This is a genomic window from Tardiphaga robiniae, assembly GCF_013359755.1.
In the GTDB taxonomy this organism is placed as follows: domain Bacteria; phylum Pseudomonadota; class Alphaproteobacteria; order Rhizobiales; family Xanthobacteraceae; genus Tardiphaga; species Tardiphaga robiniae.
Map to the genome: position 1 here is coordinate 92,641 of NZ_JABMCJ010000083.1, position 26,073 is coordinate 118,713.

The following is a 26,073-nucleotide window of genomic DNA, read 5'->3' on the forward strand; positions in this document are numbered from 1 at the left end:
ATTCTGTCCGGAACGAACTATGGCATGGCCGCTACGCCGATGCGGATCAGTTCCACGTCATCTCTGACGATTGCCGCATCCGTGCCATGCGGACTTTATCTGCGCGAAGCGGCCGCCTCGTGGTAGACTGCGACATTGCATGCGCAGACCCACGACGATGAAGACCCAGCAGCCGATTATCAGAGAGGATGACGAGCACCGCGTGCTTCGTTTTGTGCCGCGCACCTCCGATACGCTGCCACACCATCCCACCGCTCCTGCCGACCAACCCCGCCGCCGCCAAACGACCGGCGCCAGCGACCTGTCCCGCTATCAACAGGCACAGGACGACCCCGACGACTTCCGCCACCGGATGCTGGCCAATAGCGCAGCCTTCGGCTTCACGGTGATCCTTGTGGGTGTCGGGATCTGGCTCGCGGTCAGCATTGCCGATCTCCGCAAAACCCAGGATTGCGTGTTGATGGGCCGCCGGGACTGCGCCCATATTGTTGCGCCGCACGGCTGAGGCGCGCCAAACCCTCTTTCCACAGCCCACAGGGGCTGGTGAGCGGGCGCTCAACTGCATTGAACTGCCGCCCCCGCTCCGATATACGGGCAATCGACTCTATACGGCGGACCGGGACTGCCCCGGGGCGAAGCCCTGTCTTTGCGCGCGCCGATCGAACATTATCTTCAATATATCAAAGGCTTAGTAATGTCCTCCACATTCGATCAGGTCGCCACAATCATCGCCGAGACTTGCGACATTCCCCGCGACACGATCACACCGGAAAGCCACGCCATCGACGATCTGGGGATCGACAGCCTCGACTTCCTGGATATCGCTTTTGCGATCGACAAGGCGTTCGGGATCAAGCTGCCGCTCGAAAAATGGACCCAGGAGGTCAATGACGGCAAGGCGACCACCGAGCAGTATTTCGTCCTGAAGAACCTCAGCGCGCGCATCGACGAATTGGTCGCGGCCAAGGGCGCGTAACGCCCCGCCATGAACCTCGAATATTTTCACCTGATCGACCGCATCACCGACCTCAATGTCGGCGAACGGACGATCACGGTCGAAGCCAACGTTCCCGAGACCAGCACCATCTTCGAGGGCCACTTCCCGGGCTACCCACTGATGCCCGGCGTGCTGCTGATCGAGTCGATGGCGCAGACTTCGGGCTGGCTGCTGATCGCGCTGATGAAGTTCGAGCGTATGCCCTTCCTCGCCGCGGTGAAGGAAGCCAAGATGCGTACCTTCATCACGCCCGGCACGAAGCTGGACATCAACGCCAGCGTGCTGCACGAAGGCGACGGCTTCTACATGACCACTGTCAAGATCAAGGTCGACGGCAAGCTGACCTGCAACGCGCAGCTCACCTTCAAGACCGTCCCGTTCCCCCATCCGGATCTGCGCGGACACATGGACATCGTGGCCGAGCGCATCGGATTTCCCCTACAGGCGATCACCAATGGCTGAAACCCGACCGATGACATCCGAGCCGGTGGAAGCGTGGATCACCGGCATTGGCCTCGCCACGTCATTGGGCGAAGGCCCTGACGCGCATTGGGATGCGTTGAACAACAAGCGCATCAACGTCGATGAAACCGGCTTCGCTCCGAACATCGTCCACCCCCTCGCGCCGGTCTCATACGACGCGCAGATCCCCAAGAAGGGCGATCAGCGTCAGATGGAAGCCTGGCAGCGGATCGGCACCTATGCCGCCGGCCTCGCGCTGGATTCAGCTGGCGTCAAAGGCAACAAGGACATCCTGTCGAGGATGGACATGATCGTTGCCGCCGGTGGCGGTGAGCGCGACCTGGCTGTCGATTCCGGTATCCTGAATTCGGACGGCTATGGCGCTGCGACACCGGGCCTGCTCAACGAAAAACTGCTCAACGACCTCAGGCCGACTCTGTTTCTGGCGCAGCTCTCCAACCTGCTCGCCGGCAATATCGCCATCGTGCACGGCGTCACCGGTTCGTCCCGTACCTTCATGGGCGAGGAAGCGGCTGGCGTAGACGCCGCGCGCATCGCACTGGCCCGCATCGCTGACGGCCAGAGCGACATCGCGCTGATCGGCGCCGCACATAATGGTGAGCGCAAGGACCTGCTGCTGCTGTACGAATTCGACGACTTCAACCTGAAGAACAAATTCGAGACCGTGTGGGCACGCGAGGCGAATTCGGGCTTTGCGCTCGGCTCTGCCGGCGCATTCCTCGTCATCGAATCCAGGGCGCATGCAGAAGCGCGCGGTGCCAAGCCTCTCGCACGTCTCAAGAGCGTGGTCGCCGATCATGCCCGTCGCAAGACTCCCGGCGAAGTCACCGCTTCGCTGCAGGGGTTGTGGTCGAAGCTCGGCGCGAAGAGCGACGCTGCGATCATCACCGGCGCGACCGGCGCGGAACCCGTGACATCGGAAGAGCGCGCCTTCCTGAAGGATCATGCGGATGTCGCCATCCGCGGCACCGGCACTCTCTTCGGTCATACGCTCGAAACCCAATTCCCGCTTGGCCTCGGCCTTGCGGCGTTGGCGATCTCGCGCGGCGCAATGTTTCCGCCGAACGATTCAACCGGCCTCGAGATTGAAAAGTCCGGCAAGCCCACCCAGATTGTGGTGATCGGCGCCGGCCACTGGCGCGGCGAAGGCATGGCGCTGGTTGAAGCCGTCTAGAACCCATCTGGGCTCTAGATTTTTCTTATGTTTGAGCAAGATCTTATCCGAAAACCGGCATCCACTTTTCGGGATCATGCTCAAGTTAAGCGGTCGACGCGGCCGACGGAGAGAGCATGACTGCAACGCGCGATAAATTCGGCCGACCGATCGTTGTCGTCACGGGCATGGGTGTTGCGACATCGCTCGGCGCCGGCAAGGAAGACAACTGGGCCAAGCTCACTGCTGGCGAGTCCGGCATTCGCACCATCACGCGTTTTCCCACCGACGGCATGAAGACGACGATGGCAGGCACGATCGATTTCGTGCCGGTCGAGCCGTTTTCCTCCACCGACCTCTCCGAAAAGCTCGGCGAGCTCGTCACCGAGGAAGCCATCGCGCAGGCCAATATCGGCAGCAAGGGCGACTTCCCCGGCCCGCTGTTCCTCGCGGTTGCGCCGGTCGAAGTCGAATGGCCGCAGCGCCAGGTGCTGGCAAAGGCCGCTGGCGCCAATAGCGATATCAATTACGACACGCTGCTGCGCGTCGCCGGTGGCGGCAAGTTCGTCCAGTATCACCGCCGCTTCCTGTTCGGCTCGGTCGCCGACCATCTCGCGGACACGTTCGGCACCAAGGGCTCGCCGATCTCGCTGTCGACCGCTTGTGCCTCCGGCGCCACTGCGATCCAGCTCGGCGTCGAAGCGATCCGCCGAGGCGAAGCCGATGCGGCGCTGTGCGTGGCCACCGACGGCTCGGTGAACCCGGAAGCGCTGATCCGTTTCTCGCTGCTGTCGGCACTCTCGACCCACAACGACCCGCCACAGAAAGCTGTCCGTCCCTTCGCCAAGAACCGCGATGGTTTCGTGATGGCCGAAGGCGCCGGTGCGCTGGTCCTGGAAAGCCTGGAAGCCGCCACCGCGCGCGGCGCCAAGATCCTTGGCATTGTCGCCGGTTGCGGCGAGCTCGCGGACTCCTTCCACCGCACCCGCTCCAGCCCGGACGGCAAGCCGATCATCGGCTGCGTGAACAATGCGCTGGTGGATGCTGGTCTGACGTCGGACCAGATCGACTACATCAACGCCCATGGCACCGGCACGCCGGAAAACGACAAGATGGAGTATCTCGGCATTTCCAGCGTGTTCGGTGAGCGCGCTAAGGAAATTCCGGTCTCGTCGAACAAGTCCATGGTCGGCCACACCCTCTCCGCCGCCGGCGCTGTCGAGGCGGTGTTCTCGCTGCTCACCCTGGAACACCAGCGGATCCCGCCGACCATCAATTACGATGTTCCCGATCCGGCCATTCCGTTCGACGTGGTTCCCAATACCGCCCGCGATGCCCGCGTGACGGCCGTGATGTCGAATTCCTTCGGCTTTGGTGGCCAGAATGCCTCGCTGATCCTCACCGGCGAGCCCGTTTAGGGCTCCCTGCCCGTCCTGGCGCGTCCTCGCCGGTTGACGTGATGACGTGAACCGGCGATACGCAGGCCATCCGAAATCAACCTTTCTTGCCGGAGACGCGGTTCATGCGTGCGCTCAATCTTGTTGCCGATCGTGAGCTCGTCGTCGTCGACGTGCCGCCGCCCCCGCCGCCTGCTGCCGGCGAAGTGCAGATCAGCGTGAAGGCTGTCGGCCTGAACCATATCGACGTCTGGGGCTTCCGCGGCATGGCCTTCGCCAAGCGCAAGCTGCCGCTGTCGATCGGCGCCGAAGCCTCGGGCGAAGTCGCCGCCGTCGGCGAAGGCGTCACCCATGTGAAGCCCGGCCAGAAGGTCGTGATGTATGGCGCACTCACCTGCGGGCACTGCAAGGCCTGCCAGGAAGGCCGCGACAATTTCTGCGAGAACGTCGGCGGTCTCTATGGCTTCCACATCGACGGCTTCTCGCGCGAACTGATGAACATGCCGGCGCGCCTCGTGATCCCCGTCCCTGACGGCATCAGCTTCCGCGACGCCGCCTGCGCCCCGATCGCCTTCTCGACCGTGCAGCACATGCTGTTCGACAATGCCAAGCTGCAGCCCGGCGAGACCATTCTCGTTCATGCCGGCGGCTCCGGCATCGGTACCGTCGCCATCATGATGGCCAAGAAGATCGGTTGCACCGTGATCACCACCGTGGGCGACGATTCCAAGATCGAGGGCGTGAAGGCGCTCGGCGCGGATCACGTCATCAACTATCGCAAGGATCGTTTCGAGGGCGAGACCCGCAAGATCACTAAGAAGAAGGGCGTCGATGTCGTGTTCGAACACGTCGGTGCCGATACCTTCAACGGCTCGCTGCTGGTGATGAAGCGCGGCGGCCGTCTGGTCACCTGCGGTTCGACCTCCGGCCCGACCACGACGATCAACCTGATGCAGCTGTTCCAACAGCAATACCGCATCTTCGGATCGTTCGGCGCCACCATGAAGAACATCAGTGAGAGCCTCGACAAGATGGCCGACGGCATGCTGCCGGTGATCGATACCGAAGTGCCGATCAGCGACGTCGAGACTGCGCTGAAGCGGATGGAAACCCGCCAGGTGTTCGGCAAGATCATCGTTCACTTCTGATGCTCCGCCTGCTGCTTCGCACCAAGGCCCGCATTCGCGATGCCCTGAAGCCTGCAGGCGACGCTGCTGTCGGCGCACTGACGATCGGCATCCTGCGCACCACGCGCTATTTCGATCCAGTCAAGACCGCCAACCGGTTCGGCAAGATCACCCAGCGCATCGGCCCGCTGTTTCGCGAAGACAAGATCGGCCGCGCCAATCTCACCGCCGCCTTCCCCGAGAAATCACCGGAAGAAATCGAGAAGATCCTCGCGGGTGTCTGGGACAATATGGGCCGCATTGGTGCGGAATTCGCCCATCTCGACAAGATCTGGGACTATGACCCGGCCAATCCGACCAAGCCGAGCAATGTCGAATTCTCCGCGCGCACCGGCGAGATTTTCGATCAGCTGCGCGACGACGGCAAACCGGCGTTGATTTTCGCCAGCCATCTCGGCAATTGGGAAATTCCTGCGCTCGCCGCCGTGGCTCACGGCCTCGACGCCGCCGTGCTCTATCGCCGGCCGAACAGCGCCGCCGCAGACCGCGCCATTCATCAGACGCGCGCGATCAACATGGGCAATCTCATCCCGGCCAGCCATGACGCGCCGCTCAAGCTCGCGCACGCGCTAAACGAGGGCAAGCACGTCGCCATGCTGGTGGATCAATGGTTCACCAATGGCGTCCCGGTGGATTTTTTCGGCCGCAAGACCAACGCCAATCCGATGCTGGCACGGCTGTTGCGCCAGGTCGATTGCCCGATCCACGGTGTTCGTATCATCCGCCTGCCCGATCATCGGTTCCGCATCGAAGTCTCCGAAGAGGTGAAACCGGTGCGCGATGCCAATGGCAAGGTCGACGTTCAGGGCACCATGCAGGCGGTGACGTCCGTGCTGGAAGGCTGGATCCGGGAATATCCCGAGCAGTGGCTGTGGCTGCATCGGCGCTGGCGATAACGCTCAGCGCCCCGTCTTCACCTTCGTCCACAGCCGGTTGATCACGCGTTGCGTTGCCGGATCGCGCGCCGTAATGACGAACAGCTTCTGCAGCATCGCCTCATCCGGATAGATCGTCTTGTCGTTCAGGATCTTCGGATCGATCAGCTTCTGGCTGGCGAGATTGCCATTGGCATAACCGAGAAAATCCGAGTTCTTCGCTGCGACGTCCGGTCGGTAGAGGTAGTTGATCAGCTCATAGGCTTCATTGACGTTCTTGGCATCGGCCGGAATCGCCAGATTGTCGAAGAACATCTGCGCGCCCTCCTTCGGCACCGCATAGCCGATCTCGACGCCGTTCTTGGCTTCCTCGGCGCGCGCACGCGCTTGAATGATGTCACCGGACCAGCCGACCACGAGGCAGATCTCGCCGGTTGCCAGTGCGCTCAGATATTCGGAGGAGTGAAACTTGCGAACATTGCCTCTGATCTTGCCGACGAGATCGGCCGCCTTTTCGAGGTCTGGCTGTTTGGTCGAGTTCGGATCGAGGCCCAGCGCATTCAGCGCCGCCGGCAGAATGTCATCCGCGGAATCCAGCATATGGACGCCGCAATCCTTGAATTTCGCAAGATTCTCCGGCTTGAAGATGACGTCCCAGCTATCAATCTTCGCGTCAGGCCCGAGGATTTTCGCGACCTGCTTGACGTTGTAGCCGATGCCCGTCGTGCCCCACATGTAGTTCGCGGCGAACTGATTGCCGGGATCGTAGATCGCAAGACGCTTGGTCACCTCCGGCCAGGCATTGGCGAGGTTCGGCAGCTTCGCCTTGTCGAGCTTCTGGAACACCTTTGCGGTAATCTGGCGCTGTAGGAAATAAGCTGTCGGCACCACGACATCGTAGCCGGACTTGCCGGCCAGGAGCCGCGTCTCCAGGGTCTCGTTGGCATCGAAGGTGTCATAGACGACCCTGATGCCCGTCTCTTTAGTGAAGGCCTCCAGCACACCGGGCGCCATGTAGTTCGACCAGTTGTAGAAGTTGACGACGCGCTCTGCCTTCTGGTCTTGCGCCTGCACCGGCAAGGACCACAGCAGCGCCGCTCCGACGACCCACGCGACCCCCTGCTTGCCCATGCGCATCAACTTCCTCTAGCGGCGATGAACGGCGTTGGACAGGCGTTCCAGCGCGGTATCGAGCGTTGCGTCGTTCTTGGCGAAACAGAAACGCACCACCGAGGTCACCTTGTCCTGCTCATAAAAGGCCGACACTGGAATCGCCGCGACCTTGTAGTCGTAGACGAGACGGCGGCAGAACTCTTCGTCAGTCTCGTTCAACCCGAGCGGCGACAGATCGACTGTGAGAAAGTACGTGCCCTGCGACTTGATAACGGGAAAGCCGATGCTCTCCAGACCCGCGGCCAGCCGATCGCGGCTACGCGCGAGATCGGCGCGCATCGTCTTGAAGTAATCGTCGGACTTGCCGAGACCGTAGGCCACCGCAACCTGCAGATTTGGCGCCGTCGTGAAGGTGAGAAATTGATGCACCTTGGCGCAGACGCGCAACAGATGCGGCGCGGCACAGACGAAGCCGATCTTCCAGCCGGTGAGCGAGAAGATCTTGCCGGCGGAGCCGACCTTGATAGTGCGATCGCGCATGCCGGGAATGGTGATCAGCGGGATATGGTCGTGGCCGTCGAAGGTCACATGTTCCCAGACTTCGTCGCAGATCGCGATCGTATCGAATTCCTGACAGAACTTCGCCAGCAGTTCGAGATCCTCGCGCGGCGACACCACTGCAGCCGGATTGAGCGGGCTGTTGAACAGCACGGCCTTGGTCTTGTGATTGAAGACCGCGCGCAGGTCTTCCTCCGTGAGGCGCCAGTGCGGCGGCTTGAGGCTGACCAGACGCGGAATGCCGCCGGCCTGCCGAATGATCGGCAAATAGGAATCATAGACCGGCTGGAAGCACACGACTTCATCGCCGGGCTCGACCACCGCGAGGATCGACGAGGTCAATGCCTCGGTGCCGCCGGAGGTTACCATCACCTCGGTCATCGGATCGAGCGTGAGCTGGTGCCAGTGCTGGTAGTGCGTGGCGATCGCCTGACGCAGCTCCGGGATGCCCATCATCGACGGATACTGGTTATAGCCGTGCAGCGTCGCGTCCGCAGCCGCCTGACGGATATCGTCCGGACCGGGATGGTCGGGAAAGCCCTGTCCGAGATTGATGGCGTTATGATCGCGCGCAAGCTGCGACATCGCCTCGAACACCGTGACGGGCAGCTCAGAGAAGATCTTGTTCATCGAGCGATCAGCCAGCCTTTGTCGGCAGGCCTGCAGCCTTCCATCCCAAAATCCCGCCGGCGAGATGCTTGTCATAGGCAAGGCCATCGGCCTGCGCCGCCAGCGACGCCGTCACCGAGCGCTTGCCGGAGCGGCAGGCAAACACGATCTGCTTGCTCGCGGGATCGGGCAGATCGGCACTGTCGAAGGTCGAGAGCGGCACAACGACGGCATCCGGATAGGCCTCGACCGCGACCTCGTTGGGCTCGCGCACGTCAACCAGCAAATACTTGCCTTCAGTGATCCCCTTGGACACTTCCTCGGGCGTCAAATCGTGAACGGTATGAGCTTCGCCTGCCACAACAACCTCCTGCCGCCCCGGTGTCCGGAGCGAATGCGAAGGGGCGGAAACGCCCCTGTTTTCGGGCGCCAACGTCGCCTCTCGCGCGGCGAAAATCAAGCGTTGGAAGAGCTTATTGTCGGGCCTGGTCTTGCCCGAAAGCCGCAAGCCCGCTTTTCGGGATCAGGCCTAGATAGTCACCTGCGTACCCACCTCGACCACCCTCCCCGTGGGGATCTGGAAATAGTCGGTCGCGTCATTGGCAGTGCGGCTGAGCGCGATGAACAGATGGTCCTGCCAGCGTGGCATGCCGGAATGCGCGGCCGGTTTCAGCGCCCTGCGCGACAGGAAGAACGACGTCGACATGATGTCGAACTGCCAGCCGGTCTTGCGCGCGATCGCCAGGGATTTCGGCACATTCGGCGATTCCATGAAACCGAAGCGCAGCGTCACTTTCGAGAAGGTCGCGCTGATCTCTTCCATGCGCACCCGCTCACTGGGATCGATGCGCGGCGTCGGCGCCGTCTCGATAGTGAGAATAACGTTCTTCTCGTGAAGCACTTTGTAGTGTTTCAGACTATGCATGAGCGCCGTCGGCGCACTCTGCGGATCGCTGGTGAGAAATACCGCCGTGCCGGCCACGCGCTGTGGCGGACGTTTCTCCAGCATGGCCACGAGATCGGCCAGCGGAAACTCCAGCTTGCGCGATTTCTCGAACAGCAGGCGGCTGCCGCGCCGCCACGTATACATCATGAGAATGATCACGCCGCCCATTACCAGCGGCACCCAGCCGCCGTCGAACACCTTCAAGAGGTTCGCGGTGAGGAACGTGATGTCGATCACCAGAAACGGCACGATCAGCGCCGCAGCCGCGATCGGCGACCACTTCCAGCCGCGCCAGATCACCACAAAGCCCATCATCGCAGTGACGACCATGGTGCCGGTGACCGAGATGCCATAGGCCGAGGCCAGCGAGCTCGACGACTTGAACAGCACGACAAGCACGATCACTGCGATGAACAGCAGCATATTGACGCGCGGAATGTAGATCTGGCCGGAATGCGACTCCGATGTGTGCCGGATTTCGAAACGCGGCAGCAGGCCAAGCTGGATCGCCTGCTGCGTCAGCGAATAGGCGCCGGTGATCACGGCCTGACTCGCAATCACGGTGGCAGTCGCCGCGAGGACCACCATGGGGATCAGCGCCCAGTCGGGAAACATCAGATAGAACGGATTTTCCAGCGCGGTGGGATCATGCATCACCAGCGCAGCCTGGCCGAAATAGTTGATGGCCAGTGACGGCAGCACGAGAAACAGCCAGGCCAGCTGGATCGGTTTTTTGCCGAAATGGCCGAGATCGGCATAGAGCGCTTCGGCGCCGGTCACGGCGAGAAACACTGCGCCCAACGTCACGAAGGCGATGATGCCGTGATGGAACATGAAGTAGATCGCATGCACGGGATTGAGTGCCGCGAGCACTTCAGGATGCTTCACGATCTGTGGAATGGCCGCTACCGCGATCACGATGAACCATAGGCACATGATCGGTCCGAAGAACGTCGCGACCTTCGCAGTGCCACGCGATTGCACGGCGAAAAGCGCCACAAGGATCACGATGGTGAGCGGTACAACATAGGGATCGAAGGCGGTGGTGACGAGCTTGACGCCCTCGATGGCCGAGAGCACGGACAGCGCCGGCGTAATCACCGCGTCCCCATAGAACAACGCCGCGGCGATGATGCCGAGCATCACCACCACCGGCCCGCTCGATCCGATCGCGCGCTGGGCCAGCGCCATCAGGGCCAGCGGGCCACCCTCGCCGTTATTGTCGGCGCGCAGCAGCAGCACGACATATTTGAGCGTCACGACGATGATCAGGGCCCACAGGATCAGCGAGAGGACGCCCAGGATTGCTTCATTGTCGATGCCGGGCGCCTTGTGGCCCCCGGCCGCGACCAGCGCCTCACGGAGCGCGTAAAGCGGGCTGGTGCCGATGTCGCCATAGACGACACCGATACTGCCCATGACGAGCGAGCCGAAGCTGGCCGTCGAGTGCCCATGGGTAGGGTCCGCCGGGGATGCCGCGGCGGGAGATGCGCTATCGATGGTCATGGAAACGGCCTCGAAGACTTCTGAATCGCAGGTCTCTGAACAGCGGGGCAGCGAGGCCGTTCCCGGCCCCGATGATCACACTCCTTATAGCGCAAATCGGGGAACCGGACATGACAAAAGATGCTTAGATCGTCACCTGAGTACCGACCTCCACCACGCGTCCGGTGGGGATCTGGAAATAGTCGGTGGCGTCGTTCGCCGAGCGGCTGAGCGCGATGAACAGATGGTCCTGCCACAACGGCATGCCGGATTGCGCCGACGGCTTCAGCGAGCGCCGCGACACGAAGAACGACGTCGCCATGATGTCGAACTGCCAGCCGAGTTTACGCGCGACGACGAGCGCCTTGGGGACGTTCGGCGATTCCATGAAGCCGAAGCGCAGCTTCACCATCGAGAACTTGTCGCTGATATTCTCCATGCGAACGCGTTCGGCCAGATCGACCTTCGGCGTCTGCGCGGTCTCGATGGTCAGGATCACATTGTGTTCGTGCAGAACCTTGTTGTGCTTCAGATTATGCAACAGCGCCGTCGGCACGAATTCGGGATCGCTGGTGAGAAACACCGCGGTGCCCTTCACGATATGCGGGGGGCGCTTTTCCAGACTCTTGATGAGATCACGCAACGGCACTTCGATACGGCGCGTCTTGGTGATCAGGATCGCCGCGCCGCGGCGCCAGGTCCAGATCATGCCGGCCATCAGCACGCCGAACAGCAGCGGCACCCAGGCGCCTTCCAGCAGTTTCAGGAGATTGGCACTGAGGAAGGCCAGATCGACGAACACCAGTGGCGCGATGATCGCAGCGGCAGTCGCGGCCTTCCAGTTCCATAGCTTCCAGATCACCACGAAGCCCATGATGCCATCGGCGACCATGGTGGTGGAGACCGCGATGCCATAGGCCGAGGCCAGACCGCTCGACGATTTGAACAGCAGCACCAGCAGCAGCACGCCGATCAGCAGCAGACGATTGACCCGAGGCAAATAGATCTGGCCAGCATGGGTCTCGGAGGTGAAGCGCACTTCGAAACGCGGCAGCAGGCCAAGCTGCACCGCCTGACGCACCAGTGAATAGGCACCGGTGATCACCGCCTGGCTCGCGATCACGGTGGCAGCCGTCGCCAGCGCGATCAGCGGCAACAGCATCGATTCCGGTGCCATCCGATAGAACGGATTTTCGATCGCGGCCGGGTTCGACAGCACGAGCGCGCCCTGCCCGAAATAATTGATCATCAACGCCGGCAACACGAAGAAGAACCAGCCGTACTGAATTGGCCTGCGACCGAAATGGCCAAGATCAGCATAGAGCGCCTCGCCGCCGGTCACGGCCAGGAAGACTGCGCCCAGGGTCACCAGACCGATGGTCCCGTGGGTCAGCATGAACTGCACGGCATAGTACGGATTGATCGCCTTCAGCACCGTCGGATCATCGAAGATGTGCGAGGCGCCCATCAGCGCGAGCGCCGTGAACCAGATGATCATCACCGGACCGAAGGCGGAGGCCACCTTGGCGGTGCCAATCCGCTGCACCGAGAACAGCACGACGAGAATCGCGACCGTGACCGGCACGACATAAGGTTCGAGCGCAGGTGCCTTGAGCTTGAGGCCTTCCACCGCCGAGAGCACCGAGATCGCCGGAGTGATCATGGAATCGCCGATGAACATCGAGGCGCCGATCACGCCCAGTACCATCAGCGGCAAGCTCCGCCGACCCAAGGCACGCTGGCCGAGCGCCATCAGCGACAGTGTTCCACCCTCGCCATTGTTATCGGCGCGCAGCAGGAACAGCACGTATTTCGCTGTCACGACGATGAACAGCGCCCACAGGATCAGCGAGAGCACGCCGAGCACGATGACGGGCGTCACCGGCGCGCCATGCGTTGCGCCATGTACCGCCTCGCGGAACGCGTAAAGTGGCGACGTTCCGATGTCGCCGAACACGACGCCGATACTGCCGACCGTGAGCGACCAGAACCCGGTATGAACCGGAACTTCGATCGGTCCCTCGCCTGTTGTTTCCGTAACGGCCATTCTGCTCGTAACGCCTCTGGACAATCCGGACCCGGCTATGGCGCGCCGGGCAATGCCAGTCAACCGGGACACTAGCCTATACTGCCGCAGATCGCTTATCGGGAGCGCAGCAAAAATCGGCCTTGCCCAGCAAAAAAAGAGGCTGGAGCAGTAAAAAAGGAATTGACTGTTTTACGGCTTGAGGTTTGGCGGCAGCGGAGGGTCTTCCCGCATCAGCGTAATGGTCACCCGCCGGTTGGCGGCCATGGTCGGATCATCGGGGAATAGCGGCTGGCTGTCTGCCTTGCCCGACACCGAGAAGATATGGGACGACGGCAGGCCTTCGCGTTCCAGAATCTGCCGAACGACATTGGCGCGATCGGCCGACAGATCGAATGCATCGTATTCACTGCGCGCCGGCACGAAGCCCGCGGCGGTGTGACCGACGATAGCCACGCGCAGCGGCGTTGCCTTCAGCGGTCCGGCGAGTTTCTGCAGCAACAGGCGGGTGCGCTCATAGGGAACCTTGGATCCGTCAGCAAACATCGAGCGGCCGTTCTGGTCGATAATTTCCAGATTGAGGCCCTGCTTGGTTTCCTCGAACATGATGTTCTTGGAGATCTCGTTGATCTCCGGCATGTCCTGCAGCGCCTGCCGCAGTGATGCCGAGGCGAGCGCGAATTCGCGGTCCATCTTCAGCTTGGCGCCCGCGGGACGGCCGCCCTTCTCGCTCGGACTGGTGATGTTCGACGCATCGTCCGGCGACACATGGTCCTTGTTCTTCGTCTGACCGCGCGTCGGCAGACCATCGGATTCGATCACACCTGAATAACGCGCATCGGATTGCACGCCGAATGCTTCGCGAACCGAGCCGGCAACGATCTTGAGTTTGGCGCCATCAGGGCTGGAGAATGCCACCAGCATGACGAAGTAGCTGAGCAGCAGCGCCATCAGGTCGGCGAAGGTCACGAACCAGCCATGGCCGCCGTGTGCTTCTCCGCGTTTTTTCTTCGCCATCGGACGTGCTCCGAGCCTGCCTCCAGTGTGTTACGCTGGGACCGGCTCACTTTCGTCATGGCGGTGCTTCTCGGGCAGATAGGCCAACAGCATTTCGCGGACCAGCGCCGGGCTCTTCGAGTCGCGGATCATCAGGATGCCGTCGATGATGAGTGTGCGGTTGGTTTCCTCATCGAGCACCTTGACGTGCAGCTTGTCGGCAATGGGCAGACAGATCAAGTTGCCGACGATCGCACCGTACAATGTGGCGAGCAGCGCGACAGCCATGAAGGGGCCGAGCTTGGACGGATCGGACATGTTCGAGAACATCTGCACCATGCCGAGCAGCGTGCCGATCATGCCGAAGGCCGGCGCACAATCGCCGATGGCACGGTAGATCTTCGAGCCTTCGTCGAGATGCATGAGGAAATTGTCGCGGTCGCGCTCAAGATTGTCACGGATGAATTCGAGGTCGTAGCCGTCGGCAACGAAGCGGATACCCTTGGCGAGGAATGCATCATCAGTTTCAACTTTTTCGAGTCCGACCGGTCCCTGCTTCCTCGCGATTTCCGCGATGCGGGCGAGTTCGTCAACGAGATCACGAGCGTTCAGGCGGCTCAGCGTGAATGCAAATTTGGCGCCGAGCGGAATGCCATGAAGGATGGACGAGAGCGGAAAGCGGATCAGAGTCGCAGCAAATGAACCGCCGAAAATGATGATGACGGCGTGGATGTCGTAGAACATCCCAAAGCTGCCGCCCATGAGGACCAGGGTACACAGCACAATGATGCCAGCGACAAAACCGACGAGTGTTGTGATATCCATGTCAACTCCGACGCTATACACGTATCGAACGACGCCCGTCCTGGACGGCGGCACGCCTCGAGATCAGGCCGCGCGAAGGTACCTTAGCGATACTGCGATTAAGGACGCGTTACCGCTTCACGGTTCATTAACGACAGATTAATGACGCGCAAGCGAGCGTGGAACGATACGAAGAGTACGTTCAGCAGACCGATTGAGGATGATTGTGCTGCGTCAAACAGCGCGCTGGACGACCACGAAGGTACGTGACCCCGGCGCGTGGGTCGGGTCATCGAGAAACTCGATCGGCTTGAGGCCGGCGGCCACGCAAAAGTCGGCGATCGTATTCTTCGGCAACGGCTTTGCACCGCGCCACGACGTATCCGCCGTCAGCGGATCCTTGCCGAGCAGCGCCTTGATCCTCTGGATGACAGGTGTCGGGACGAACTTGGCGATATGCCAGAGGATCGTCGGATATTCGTGCGCCGTTCGGAAGTGAATGAGTCCAAGCGCGGATGGACGCAGGATGCGGGCAACCTCGACCAGATTGGCCTTCACAACGTCATGCGACGGCATGTGCTGAAAGACCTCATATGACCACACGAAATCCGCAGTTTCGGACGCCAAGGGAAACACGACGCCATTGCCGGCGACGAAGTCGAGATTGCTGAACGCCGCTGCCGCCGCCTTGGCCTTTTCCACCATGACGTCGGACACATCGATGCCAACAGCCCTGGTGAAACGCCGGCCAAGTGCCTGCGTGAAACGTCCGACACCGCAGCCGATATCGACCGCCGTCTTGCCGACGGGATCAACTGCATATTTTGCGAGAACAGGGTCGATCAGCAGCGTCGCGCGTTCGCGACCGAGTGCGAAGAATTTTTCGGGATCGTGATCCCACAGCTCGGTCTCGACGTAAAAGAACGGGTCACGATTTGCACGCTCATTCCAGGCTTTCTTCATATCCTTGGTCTGAGGCAATACCGTCTCCAATGTCCGTTTTAACGGCGGAACCGGCAGTTAGCCCGAAGCCCTCCGGCCGCGCAAGCAACCGGAGCTGGTTCGGGTTGATCGGCATCTAACCTTTATCGTTAGTCTTAATAGCCCCGAATTTCAGTGTATTTCCGACGAGCGCGCCATCGCCTCTTTCAGCTTCTCAAGCGTGAATGACGGGCTGCGCGCGATATCGAGAATGGGTGTCTCCCGCCGCCCGCACAGCTCTGCCGCTTCCGGCAGTTTCGCGGCGACATCGAGCGGGATCACAACCGCGCCGTGCTGATCGGCATGGATCAGATCGTCCGAACGGACACTCATGCCAGCCACGCGGACCTCATGACCAAACTCGCTCACATGCACATGTGCATGCGACGGACCGATCGTGCCGGCGAGCGCCTGAAAGTCCGGTGCCCATTGCGGGATATCGCGGATCGAGCCATCGGTGACCACACCGAGGCAACCGAGCGCCCTGTGGACGGCGCTGTTCACCTCGCCCCAGAACGCCCCATAGCCCGCGTCGGGCCCGTCGATATCCTGGATCACGCTGATGCGCGGACCGATGCCCGTGCCGACATAGTCGTAGTAAGCGAGCCGCCGCGCCTTCTGCTCCGCGGCAGGCAGGCCGGAGGCTATGGTCGCGCGAATGGTCGCGGTGCGCGCATAGCCGACGATGGGCGGCAGATTGGGAAACGGACAAACCAGCGGACGCGTGGTGTAACCGATCAACCGGCGCTCGGGGGCGACGATCTCCATCGCATTGCAGATGGTCGGCGTGTCGTAGCGGCCCAGTGCTTCCAGAACGGATGCGGGCAGCGGACCGGTCGCGGAATTCGTCACGGCGTTTCTCCTGTGGGTGATTATCGCATCCCGTCTTCGCGGGACGTCGTCGTCGCTGAGTGACTCCGGATATAGCCGACTTCACTGCATGCCCAAAACGAAATGCAGCCGCTTTCGTCGGGGCTGCTATCGCAGGGGAAAGCGGCTGCATGAATTGTTCGCGAGATGGACAATCAGTTCAGGCGTGCGGGCCGATCATCCGGTGCGATCTCGGGTGCACCCGGCGTATAGGGCGGCGATGCATGGGGCGCCGCCGGATCGACAGGGACCACCGACTGCGCGGTCAGCGCACGTTCCTGATCGCGATACGATTTCCAGCCGAGCGGAAGGCTCAGTAGATACATGATGGAGAGCGCCGACAGGATGTGCCAGGGGTAACCGATCAGCAGCGCGATGAAGAGCACGACGCCGACGAACACTGGCAGCACCAGCTCGCGGGGCACCCGCATGTTCACGGCTTTGCCGGAGAACACCGGCAGCCGCGACACCATCAGGAAGCCAACCAGCAGCGTGTAGAGGGTCGTCAGGATGGCCGGCGGCATCGGCATGCCCAGGAAGCCCAGATAGATCGGCAGCATCACGGTGAGTGCGCCCAGCGGCGCCGGCATGCCCGTGAAAAAGTTCGCGGCAAAGGCCGGCTTGTCCGGATCGTCCATGGTGGCGTTGAAACGCGCCAGCCGCAGACTGCCGGCGATGGCGAACACCATCGCGGCTATCCAGCCGGCATTGCTGAGATCGTGGAGCTGCCAGAAATACAGGATCAGGCCAGGCGCCACACCGAAATTGACGAAGTCAGCCAGGCTGTCGAGTTCGGCGCCGAATTTGGACTGGCCCTTGATCATGCGGGCGACACGGCCATCGACACCATCGAGCACGGCGGCGAACACGATGGCCGCCACGGCCAGTTCCATCCGCCCCTCGGTGGACAGGCGGATCGCCGTCAGGCCGGCGCAGATAGCCAGCAGCGTGATCATGTTCGGCACCAGCATCCGGATCGGAATGGTCCGGAACCGGCGGCGGCGCGTCTCGGGAGACTGGTCAGGAGGCATTTGCATGGCGTGATCCTAGCAAATCCCACGCTGTTCCGCCATTGTGGCGTCCTGCCGCTCAAACCGGCAGGAAATCGGGGTTAATCACCCCCGCGGCCATCACCCCTGGGTTATCACCCGGGTTAATCGACGCGGTAGGTGCGGCCGCCGTCACCGATCCGGAAATCGGCCAGCACGGTCTCACCAGCAATCGCGGTCTGTCCGACGGCCACCAGCGCCTTGCTGCCTTCCGGCAGGTAGATATCCAGCCGGGAGCCAAAACGGATCAGGCCGAAGCGCTCGCCGGCGCTCAGGGTCTGGCCCTCGCGCACGAAGGAGACGATCCGGCGCGCCACAAGCCCGGCGATCTGCACCACGCCGATCCGGCCGCCGGGGGTCGAAATAACCAGCGAATTGCGCTCATTGTCCTCGCTCGCCTTGTCCAGCTCGGCATTGATGAACTTGCCCGGCCGATAGGCAATGCGCTCGATCCGGCCAGCCACCGGGCTGCGGTTCACGTGGACGTTGAAGACGCTCATGAACACCGAAATGCGCAGCAGCGGCTGATCGCCGAGGCCGAGTTCAGCCGGTGGCAGCACCGGCTGCACCATCGATACTTTCCCGTCGGCGGGCGACACCACGACGCCCTCGCGGGTCGGGGTCACGCGCACCGGATCGCGGAAGAACAGCGCACACCAGACCGTCAGGACCATGCCGATCCACCCGAGCGGCGTCCAGATCCAGAACAGCACCAGGCTCGCCAGCGCAAAAGCGCCAATGAACGGATAGCCTTCCTTGTGGATCGGCGGGATCTGGCCACGGATGGAATTTGCGATGGACATGGGTGCTTAAAACCTGGGTTCGGGCAGAATCTGGCCATGCTTTAGCAGAGATTATTCCGCCGCGTCAGGCGTCATCAGCCGGTCGTCATCGACCGGCGGCGGGGTGCGATTGGGGGCGATGGCATCGTCGCCGATCTGGGCGAGCCGCTCACGGGCTTCCTGGGCCTCGCGCTGCCGGTTCCACATGCTGGCATAGAGACCGCCGGCGGCCAGCAACTGGCCATGGGTGCCGCGCTCGGCGATCCGGCCCTGGTCGAGCACGATGATCTCGTCGGCGCCGACAATGGTGGACAGCCGATGCGCAATCACCAGCGAGGTGCGGCCCTGCGAGACCTTCTCCAGCGCGTCCTGGATTTCCTGCTCGGTATGGCTATCGAGCGCCGACGTCGCTTCGTCGAGCAACAGGATCGGCGGCGCCTTCAGTACGGTCCGTGCAATGGCCACGCGCTGTTTCTCGCCGCCGGAGAGTTTCAGGCCGCGCTCGCCCACTTCGGTCTCATAGCCCTTCGGCGACATCCGGATGAACGGGTCGATCTGCGCCATACGGGCGGCTTCCTCGACCTCCGCGTCGGTTGCGTCCCAGCGGCCATAGCGAATGTTGTAGCGGATGGTGTCGTTGAACAGCACGGTGTCTTGCGGGACCATGCCGATCGACTGGCGCAACGAGGCCTGCGTGACATTGCGGATGTTCTGGCCATCGATGGAGATCGTTCCGCCCGACACATCATACAGTCGGAACAGCAGTCGCGAGATCGTCGACTTGCCGGCGCCCGACGGGCCGACGATGGCGACGGTCTTGCCGGCCGGCACGTCGAAGGAGAGCCCCTTCAGGATCGGCCGCTCCGGGTCATAGGCGAAACGCACGTCGTCGAAGCGCACAGCACCTGACGTCACCAGCAGCGGCTTGGCTCCTGGAATATCCTTCACCTCCGGATTGCGGTTCAGGACACCGAACATCTTCTCGATGTCGATGATCGCCTGCTTGATCTCGCGATACACCATGCCCATGAAATTCAGCGGCTGGTAAAGCTGGATCATCATGGCGTTGATCATGACGAAATCGCCCACCGTATGGGTGCCGTTGCGCACGCCGACCGCGCACATCAGCATCGTTGATGTCAGACCGAGCGTGAAAATGATCGCCTGCCCGGTATTGAGCACGGCCAGCGACGTATAGGTCTTGACGCTGGCGCGCTCGAAACGCTCCACGGTCTTGTCATAGCGCTCGGCCTCGCGCGTTTCGGCGCTGAAATATTTGACCGTCTCGTAGTTCAGCAGCGAGTCGATCGCCTTGGTATTCGCTTCGGTATCGGACTCGTTCATGTTGCGGCGGATAGCGATGCGCCACTCGGTCGCCAGATACGTATAGTACATGTAGACGACCACGGTGATCGCCACGACCAGCACATAGCGCCAGTCGAACTGCCAGAGCAGTACACCCATCACCAGCAACAGCTCGACGATGGTCGGCACCAGTTGCAGGATCACCATCCGCACGATGACTTCGATGCCTGCACGGCCGCGTTCGAGCACGCGCGTCAGACCACCGGTCTTGCGCTCCAGATGAAAGCGCAGCGAAAGTTCGTGCATGTGGACGAAGGTGAGATAGGCCAGCTTGCGCACTGCATGCATCGCCACCTTGGCGAAGATGCCGTCGCGCCACTGCGTGAAGATCGCCATCAGTACGCGGATTGCGCCGTAGCTGACGGTCATGGCGACCGGCGATGCGATCAGCCACAGCGTCCAGTTCGAGGACTGGACCGGAGCCGTATCGGCACCGGTCAGCGCATCGATCGCCCATTTGAAGGTGAACGGCACTGTCAGTGTGGCCGCCTTGGCGACCAGTAGCAGCAGCATCGACCAGACGACGCGCATCTTCAGGTCGTCGCGGTCGCCCGGCCAGATATAGGGCCACAAATGGGCGAGCGTTCCGAACAGCGTGCCGCGTTCGATATGGGCCGGGTTAGGAACTGTCTCGTCGTTCAGCGCGGGATCGGAATCAGACATGCACGGCGCCTGGAACGAACGGAGCTGCGGCCCGGGGCCGGCTCAAAATGGAGGTCGATTTCATTAGAATGCATATAGGCGCTTTGCCGGAACGTCGCACCCTCGCGGAGCATTCTTTTCCCTGCGGAGAGGTGTCCCGGGCAGGAATTTCCCGTATCGCGTTCATTCCGTGTCTTGACGCTGTTATCCCGCAGTGCCACATGGAATCTATGAGCACAATTAAAACGATCTGCGTCTATTGCGGCTCCGGCCCCGGTACCAATCCCAGCTTCGTCGAATCAGCGGTCGCGCTCGGCAAGATCATGGCCGAGCAAGGCATCGGCCTGGTCTATGGCGGCGGCTCCATCGGCCTGATGGGCGCGGTCGCCAAGTCCGTGCTGGACAATGGCGGCCGGGTCACCGGCATCATCCCGGAATTCCTGACCAAGCGCGAAAACGCGCTGACCGCGGCTCAGGAACTGATCGTCACCCACGACATGCATGAGCGCAAACGGCTGATGTTTGAGCGGTCGGACGCCTTCGTCGCCCTGCCCGGCGGCATCGGCACGTTGGAAGAGCTGGTCGAACAGCTCACCTGGCAGCAGCTCGGCCGCCACAGCAAGCCGATCCTGATGGCCAATATCGATAACTTCTGGGAGCCGCTGCTCGAGCTGCTCAAACACATGCGCTCGACAGCCTTCATCCGGCCGACACTGCCGCTGGACGTGCTGACGGCCGACCGTGCCGAAGACATCCTGCCCCGGCTCCGCACCGCTGCGGCGCTGGCTTCCGACGAAGCCAAGAAGCTGGCTCCGGACGTCGCGACGCGGCTCTGACTAACCTCTCTTCGCTTGCGGGGGAAGAGGTCGAAGCCGAGCGCCAATAACGCCTCAGATGAGGAGGAGCCAGCGTTTCACTCACTGGCTCCCTCTCACCCGGCGGCCCCGCTTCACCCGGCTCGAATGACCTTCGGAGCCTCGGATTTAATACGAACGAATCAGACAGACTCATTTCTAATGTGAACTCAACGATTTGCTGCCAAGCTCGTTTTGGCAGCGTCGATGAGAAATTCATTTTGTTGGACGCAATGTTGCGACGAATTTGTTGGGCGCTCTGTCGCGCCACACGAAATGCAAACCTTACCTCGGCTTGCGCGGGCCTGCTCTCCTTTACGTCTCTGGAAACAACCTCGGAAACAGCACGTCGAGCGCCTCGACCGGGAAGCGCAACGAGACCGCACCCTTTGGCGTCTCCGATGCGAGCAGGCCTTCGGCGATGACATCGGCCAATACCCGGCGCGCCGTGCGATCCGGAAGTCCCGTGATACGAGAAATATCGCCACGTTCAAACTGTCCACGAATGAGCGCTTCCTCCAGAAGGCGTTTGGCCTCTGGCTTCAGCGTGTTGCTGCGCTCGACATAGGTACTCAAGCGCTGGCCCAGACTATCGAGCTCGAACAGGCTGTCCATGAACTTCACCTGATCGAGACAGACTTGCAGGAACCACAGGATAAATTCGCTGAGCGCTTTGAGCGAGAGATTGCCACGTCCGTCGAGATCGCCCTGGCGCGGCGTGTCCGCCAAATCCATCATTCGCTTGTATTCGCTTGGCGTCTTCAGACCGCGGGCAAGACCGCGTGAGATTGACCAAAGGCCATGCGACCCTATTCCGGAAAGCTGCGCCATAGCATGGCTCATCAAGCGACTGACACGACCGTTACCATCCGGAAAAGGATGGATGTAATTGAAGCGATGATGGGCGGCGGCAATCGCCATGATGCGGCCCGCAGTCTTCAAAGATTTGAACGCATAACGCTGCTCGAAATATTTCATGAAGTCATCGACGCGCGCGCTTGATGGCGGCACATGCCGTCCAACTGCCACGTCGTGCCCCGGCTTCGAGCGCCACGCACCCGGCATCATGATGAATTCGGAATCCTTGCCGCTGATGCGCAACATATCTTCCGGCGCATCGCGATAGAATTCGAGGTGGAGCCATTTGATGAATTCGATTGAGGCCGGCTCGCCGAGTTTGCCGTCGGAGACAAGACGGTCGATCTCGGTTTGCACGCGCACATGCGCGGCAGCCTCAAGCTGAAGGTTCCTGCGGCCCTCGTCCTGGTCGAGCTTGCCTTCCAGTGCACGGGCAATATCTTTCGGGCGCGTGTTATGGCCTTCAATCAGGTTGCTGTAATAGGTGTTCATCAGCCGCACGAGGTCGGCGAGGTTCGCAGCCGTGCGCGGATGCAACCCGACGCCGAGTTTCGTGGAGGCAACAGACAGATCGGCGATCACGTCCGCGATGGCCTCGGATGTCTCTTCCAGCCTCGCAGGCTCAATGCGCTGTGGGGTTTCTTCTGTCATTTTGGCCGATCACACGATATTGCAAGATATTGATAATTCGTACAAAATACGAAATTATTATTAATATTGGCCGATTTCTTGGCCGATCTTGAAGTTAGATTACTAACCGCTCTTCCGATACCTTAAGCAACTGATTTTACATTATAAATTTATTTTCCGAGTAGATTTTGGCCGATCCTGTGCAAGGCGGGAAATACGATGAGGTCCTTTCCCTAACTCACTTTTCTCGAAAGCGGGTTTGCGGAGCAAAACTACGGCGCAATATCGTCCTTCGGGAACGTCGCCACCTCGATGCGATTACCATCGGCATCGGCGATGAAAGTCGCATAGTAGCGCACGCGATCATGCGGCCGCAGCGAGGGCACGCTTTCCGAGACGCCGCCAGCGGCCATGGCTGCCGCATAAAACGCATCAACCTCATCCATCGTCCTCGCACGCAGACAAAGATGCACACCGCTATCAAGCGGTAGCGGCGCCATGCCTGCACGCAGATTGAGCCAGACTTCCGGATAGGTCTTGCCGAACCCGACCATTGCCGGACGTGTCACCAGTCGGGTCATGCCAAGCGGCGCGAAGCTGCGCTCGTAGAATGCTACGGCCCGTTCGAGATTGCTGACCGCGATGGAGATGTGATCGATCATCGGTCTTCCTCCCCCGCCTTCGTCATTCGATTTACGACGCCCCGGATTCGCCCAGCGTCTTCTGCATCGTGGTGTTGGCAAGCCACTCGTCATTCAGCGGCACGCTGTTGCGCTGTGTCGGGATATATCCGCGTTTCTTGAAGAAGGGCTCGGCGGTGTCGCTGGCATCGACGGTCAGCAGCTTGGCGCCGCGTGCACCTGCCAGCTTCTCGATCGCATCGATCAGCAGCGATGCCACACCCTGGAGGGCCGCATTCGGATGCACGTAAAGCAGATCGATGTGATTGGCGCCTTTCAGCGATGCAAAGCCGACCGGAACGCCGTCCAGCGTCGCAATCAGTGTGAGTTGCGACGCCAGCCGCTTGCCGAAGGCCACTTCGTCGTCGACCGTTGCAGCCCAGGCTTCCTGCTGCGCTTCGCTGTAGTCGTCGCCCGTCAATTCCTCGATGCTGGCCACGAAGATCGCAGCCGCAATTGCGGTGTCATCCGGCAGGAACGGTCGCAATGCCGGTTTCGCCTCGCCCATCGCGCTCACCAGAAATCCACCAGCTTCAGCGCCAGCGCGATGGCGCCGATGATCAATGCCCACTTGAGGGCGATGTAATATTTCCAGTGCTTTGGAAACGGTGTGTCGGGTCGGCTCATCGCGCGATCTCCCAGGTGGTGCCTTCCTTCGAGTCCTTGATGACGACGCCCATGGCGGCAAGTTCGTCGCGAATACGATCCGACTCCTTGAAGTCCTTGCGGGCCCGCGCGGCTGTGCGATCCGCAATCAAACCATCGACCTTTGCTGCATCGATCCCGCTGGCCTGTTGTTTGCGTCCATTCCATGCAGCAGCCGTTTCCGACAGGAAACCGAGCGCACGCAACGACGCTGCAAACTGGCTACGATCGCCGTCATTGCCTGCGGCCGCACTGTTGCGAAGACCGTGCAGCGCTGCAACAGCCAGCGACGTGTTCAGATCGTCGAACATCGGCTCCATCACCTTGTCGGAGACGTCGCCACCTGTTGCATCCGCCGCGACCCAATACCAGTCATCGAGCGTCTTGGCGCTCTCTTCCAAACCCTTCACGGTCCAGTCGATCGGCGAGCGATAATGAGTCTTCAGCATGTTCAGGCGCAACACTTCGCCTGGCCAGTCATTCAGCAATTCCCGGATAGTGAAGAAATTGCCGAGGCTCTTCGACATCTTCTCGCCTTCAACCTGCAGGAAGCCGTTATGCATCCAGTAATTCGCCATCGCATGCGTACCGTGCGCGCAGCGCGACTGGGCGATTTCGTTTTCATGATGCGGGAAGATCAGGTCGAGGCCGCCGCCATGAATGTCGAAGATCGTGCCGAGATAGGCCTCCGCCATCGCCGAGCACTCGATGTGCCAGCCCGGACGGCCCCTGCCCCACGGACTGTCCCAGCCGGGCTCTTCCGCGGATGACTGCTTCCACAACACGAAGTCGGTCGGATGCTTCTTGTGCGCATCGACTGCGACGCGCGCACCGGCCTGCTGGTCTTCCAGTTTGCGGCCGGAGAGTGCGCCATAGTCGGCCATCGACTGGGTGTCGAACAACACTTCGCCCGCAGCCTCATACGCATGGCCGCGCGCGATCAATTCCTTGATCAGCGTCACCATGTCGGTTTTGCCGTCGGCCCGCGGCAGCACGAAGTCCGTCGCCCGCGGCTGCACCGTCGGCGACAGGCAACCCAGCGCTTCGACGTCGGCCTGAAACTGATTGGCCGTGGTCTCGGTGACCCGGCGGATCGCCTCGTTCAGCGGCAGGCCCGGAAAGTCGCGCAACGCGCGATCGTTTATCTTGTCATCGACGTCGGTGATGTTGCGGACATAGGTGACTTTATCAGTGCCGTAGATGTACCGCAGCAGCCGGTACAGCACGTCGAACACGATCACCGGACGCGCATTGCCGATATGGGCGAAGTCGTAGACCGTCGGCCCGCAGACATACATCCGGACGTTGTCGGCATCGATCGGCGTGAAGACGCGCTTCTCGCGGGTCAGGGTGTCGTAAAGGCGCAGTTCCATGGATGTCCGTCCCTAGCGGCCGGGCGTCCTCTCATCCCTCTTGAGATTGATCTCGTGTGAGAAAAGACGGCCTCAGCCAGCGAATCGCTAGCTCTTAATCTCGCGGCAAATGCCACAAATGGCGAGAGAACCGTTCATCGGGGCACCATGGGGCAACCCCAGGTGGCCCGTCAAGGGTGTGGAACTATGCCGCAAAGGGCTGATTTCGGCCTCAATCCATCGCTACCCCGCCCATGGTTAATGATTGTTAATCTTTGGGGCGTATCGAATGAGGGCGAATTTCCTCATTCATTCGGTGAGTTATGAAATCCATTTCAGTCGTTCTGACGGCGGCATTTGTTCTGGCCGCTTCCTCGGCCTTTGCCGATTCCCGCGTCTTCATCATCGCCAACCAGTCTGACGGTTATGGTATCGACCAGTGCCTCGCCCGCGGCGAGAAGTGCGGCGCGCATGCCGCCCTGTCCTATTGCAAATCACGCGCCTTCGACCAGGCGGTGGCCTATCGCCGCGTCGATCCCGATGAAGTGACCGGCTCGGTCCCGACGTCAGGCAGCGCCTGCCATCACGGCAAATGCGACGAATTCGTTGCGATTACCTGCCAGCGCTGACATCCCGCGGCCTGCGACTTTCTCGCGTCGCGCTTGCGGCCACAGTGAGGCCCCGGAAACGACGTGACCCTGCCGCGAGAAGCAGCTATGGAAAGCCGCGTTCGCCG

Annotated in this window: 25 protein-coding genes; 9 read left to right on the forward strand and 16 right to left on the reverse strand. The window is 61.3% G+C overall.

What is annotated here, in order from left to right; genetic code table 11:
• Positions 1 to 157: 157 nt before the first annotated feature.
• The 7 genes from HP556_RS13605 (at position 158) to HP556_RS13635 (ending at position 6,113) form a co-directional block, all read left to right on the forward strand.
• Positions 158 to 505 carry a hypothetical protein gene (locus HP556_RS13605; RefSeq protein WP_175367367.1) on the forward strand — a complete coding sequence of 116 codons (348 nt, stop codon included), beginning with the start codon at positions 158 to 160 and terminating at the stop codon, positions 503 to 505.
• A gap of 189 nt (positions 506 to 694) precedes the next feature.
• Entirely contained in the window at positions 695 to 976 is a 282-nt protein-coding gene (locus HP556_RS13610) for an acyl carrier protein (RefSeq protein WP_002711294.1), read from the forward strand.
• A gap of 9 nt (positions 977 to 985) precedes the next feature.
• A complete protein-coding gene (locus HP556_RS13615) occupies positions 986 to 1,459 on the forward strand; it encodes a 3-hydroxyacyl-ACP dehydratase FabZ family protein (RefSeq protein ID WP_093758902.1) in 474 nt (157 codons plus the stop codon).
• A complete protein-coding gene (locus tag HP556_RS13620) occupies positions 1,452 to 2,654 on the forward strand; it encodes a beta-ketoacyl-ACP synthase (protein ID WP_093758903.1) in 1,203 nt (400 codons plus the stop codon). Before HP556_RS13615 ends, HP556_RS13620 begins: the two co-directional genes overlap by 8 nt.
• Before the next feature lie 116 nt (positions 2,655 to 2,770).
• The gene (locus HP556_RS13625; protein ID WP_089267167.1) at positions 2,771 to 4,051 is read left to right on the forward strand and encodes a beta-ketoacyl-ACP synthase; all 1,281 of its coding nucleotides are present in this window, start codon (positions 2,771 to 2,773) and stop codon (positions 4,049 to 4,051) included.
• 104 nt (positions 4,052 to 4,155) lie between these two features.
• Positions 4,156 to 5,178, forward strand: coding sequence for a zinc-binding dehydrogenase (locus tag HP556_RS13630; RefSeq protein ID WP_175367368.1), 1,023 nt, complete (start codon positions 4,156 to 4,158; stop codon positions 5,176 to 5,178).
• Positions 5,178 to 6,113, forward strand: a complete 936-nt coding sequence (locus HP556_RS13635) for a lipid A biosynthesis lauroyl acyltransferase (protein WP_089267165.1) — start codon at positions 5,178 to 5,180, stop codon at positions 6,111 to 6,113. Before HP556_RS13630 ends, HP556_RS13635 begins: the two co-directional genes overlap by 1 nt.
• Before the next feature lie 3 nt (positions 6,114 to 6,116).
• On the opposite strand, the gene HP556_RS13640 is transcribed toward HP556_RS13635, so the two are convergent.
• The 12 genes from HP556_RS13640 to HP556_RS13695 all read right to left on the reverse strand — a co-directional run bounded on the left by HP556_RS13640 (position 6,117) and on the right by HP556_RS13695 (position 20,339).
• A complete protein-coding gene (locus HP556_RS13640; RefSeq protein WP_420878665.1) occupies positions 6,117 to 7,223 on the reverse strand; it encodes a polyamine ABC transporter substrate-binding protein in 1,107 nt (368 codons plus the stop codon).
• Between the two features lie 15 nt (positions 7,224 to 7,238).
• Positions 7,239 to 8,393 carry an aminotransferase gene (locus tag HP556_RS13645; RefSeq protein ID WP_175367370.1) on the reverse strand — a complete coding sequence of 385 codons (1,155 nt, stop codon included), beginning with the start codon at positions 8,391 to 8,393 and terminating at the stop codon, positions 7,239 to 7,241.
• 7 nt (positions 8,394 to 8,400) lie between these two features.
• Positions 8,401 to 8,733: a rhodanese-like domain-containing protein gene (locus HP556_RS13650; protein ID WP_175367371.1), complete on the reverse strand. Its 333-nt coding sequence runs from the start codon at positions 8,731 to 8,733 to the stop codon at positions 8,401 to 8,403.
• A gap of 168 nt (positions 8,734 to 8,901) precedes the next feature.
• Positions 8,902 to 10,824 carry a potassium transporter Kup gene (locus tag HP556_RS13655; RefSeq protein ID WP_175367372.1) on the reverse strand — a complete coding sequence of 641 codons (1,923 nt, stop codon included), beginning with the start codon at positions 10,822 to 10,824 and terminating at the stop codon, positions 8,902 to 8,904.
• Between the two features lie 124 nt (positions 10,825 to 10,948).
• Positions 10,949 to 12,850, reverse strand: coding sequence for a potassium transporter Kup (locus tag HP556_RS13660; protein WP_089267162.1), 1,902 nt, complete (start codon positions 12,848 to 12,850; stop codon positions 10,949 to 10,951).
• Positions 12,851 to 13,021: 171 nt separating this feature from the next.
• The gene (locus tag HP556_RS13665) at positions 13,022 to 13,846 is read right to left on the reverse strand and encodes an OmpA/MotB family protein (protein WP_068730582.1); all 825 of its coding nucleotides are present in this window, start codon (positions 13,844 to 13,846) and stop codon (positions 13,022 to 13,024) included.
• 30 nt (positions 13,847 to 13,876) lie between these two features.
• Positions 13,877 to 14,650 (reverse strand): motility protein A, encoded by a 774-nt coding sequence (locus HP556_RS13670; RefSeq protein WP_068730581.1) that lies wholly within the window; start codon positions 14,648 to 14,650, stop codon positions 13,877 to 13,879.
• Between the two features lie 213 nt (positions 14,651 to 14,863).
• Positions 14,864 to 15,610, reverse strand: a complete 747-nt coding sequence (locus HP556_RS13675; protein WP_175367373.1) for a class I SAM-dependent methyltransferase — start codon at positions 15,608 to 15,610, stop codon at positions 14,864 to 14,866.
• Between the two features lie 132 nt (positions 15,611 to 15,742).
• Complete coding sequence (locus tag HP556_RS13680) at positions 15,743 to 16,462, reverse strand: RraA family protein (RefSeq protein WP_175367374.1); 720 nt, start codon at positions 16,460 to 16,462, stop codon at positions 15,743 to 15,745.
• A gap of 173 nt (positions 16,463 to 16,635) precedes the next feature.
• Positions 16,636 to 17,511, reverse strand: a complete 876-nt coding sequence (pssA, locus tag HP556_RS13685; RefSeq protein WP_175367517.1) for a CDP-diacylglycerol--serine O-phosphatidyltransferase — start codon at positions 17,509 to 17,511, stop codon at positions 16,636 to 16,638.
• Between the two features lie 122 nt (positions 17,512 to 17,633).
• A complete protein-coding gene (locus HP556_RS13690; RefSeq protein ID WP_175367375.1) occupies positions 17,634 to 18,332 on the reverse strand; it encodes a phosphatidylserine decarboxylase in 699 nt (232 codons plus the stop codon).
• 51 nt (positions 18,333 to 18,383) lie between these two features.
• The gene (locus tag HP556_RS13695) at positions 18,384 to 20,339 is read right to left on the reverse strand and encodes an ABCB family ABC transporter ATP-binding protein/permease (protein ID WP_093758911.1); all 1,956 of its coding nucleotides are present in this window, start codon (positions 20,337 to 20,339) and stop codon (positions 18,384 to 18,386) included.
• A 209-nt stretch (positions 20,340 to 20,548) separates the two neighbouring features.
• Here HP556_RS13695 and HP556_RS13700 point away from each other — a divergent pair, with 209 nt between their 5' ends.
• Positions 20,549 to 21,154, forward strand: coding sequence for an LOG family protein (locus tag HP556_RS13700; RefSeq protein WP_089267321.1), 606 nt, complete (start codon positions 20,549 to 20,551; stop codon positions 21,152 to 21,154).
• 333 nt (positions 21,155 to 21,487) lie between these two features.
• Here the strand turns inward: HP556_RS13700 and HP556_RS13705 are convergent, their stop codons facing one another.
• From HP556_RS13705 to cysS, 4 genes are all read right to left on the reverse strand, one after another.
• Positions 21,488 to 22,681 carry a Fic family protein gene (locus HP556_RS13705; RefSeq protein ID WP_175367376.1) on the reverse strand — a complete coding sequence of 398 codons (1,194 nt, stop codon included), beginning with the start codon at positions 22,679 to 22,681 and terminating at the stop codon, positions 21,488 to 21,490.
• Between the two features lie 251 nt (positions 22,682 to 22,932).
• Complete coding sequence (locus HP556_RS13710) at positions 22,933 to 23,322, reverse strand: VOC family protein (protein WP_175367377.1); 390 nt, start codon at positions 23,320 to 23,322, stop codon at positions 22,933 to 22,935.
• Positions 23,323 to 23,353: 31 nt separating this feature from the next.
• Entirely contained in the window at positions 23,354 to 23,848 is a 495-nt protein-coding gene (locus HP556_RS13715) for a GNAT family N-acetyltransferase (protein ID WP_093758913.1), read from the reverse strand.
• 115 nt (positions 23,849 to 23,963) lie between these two features.
• Positions 23,964 to 25,358: a cysteine--tRNA ligase gene (gene cysS / locus HP556_RS13720; protein WP_175367378.1), complete on the reverse strand. Its 1,395-nt coding sequence runs from the start codon at positions 25,356 to 25,358 to the stop codon at positions 23,964 to 23,966.
• 302 nt (positions 25,359 to 25,660) lie between these two features.
• Between cysS and HP556_RS13725 the strand changes: the two genes are divergently transcribed.
• A complete protein-coding gene (locus tag HP556_RS13725) occupies positions 25,661 to 25,966 on the forward strand; it encodes a Rossmann-fold NAD(P)-binding domain-containing protein (RefSeq protein WP_089267154.1) in 306 nt (101 codons plus the stop codon).
• The last annotated feature ends 107 nt before the right edge of the window (positions 25,967 to 26,073 follow it).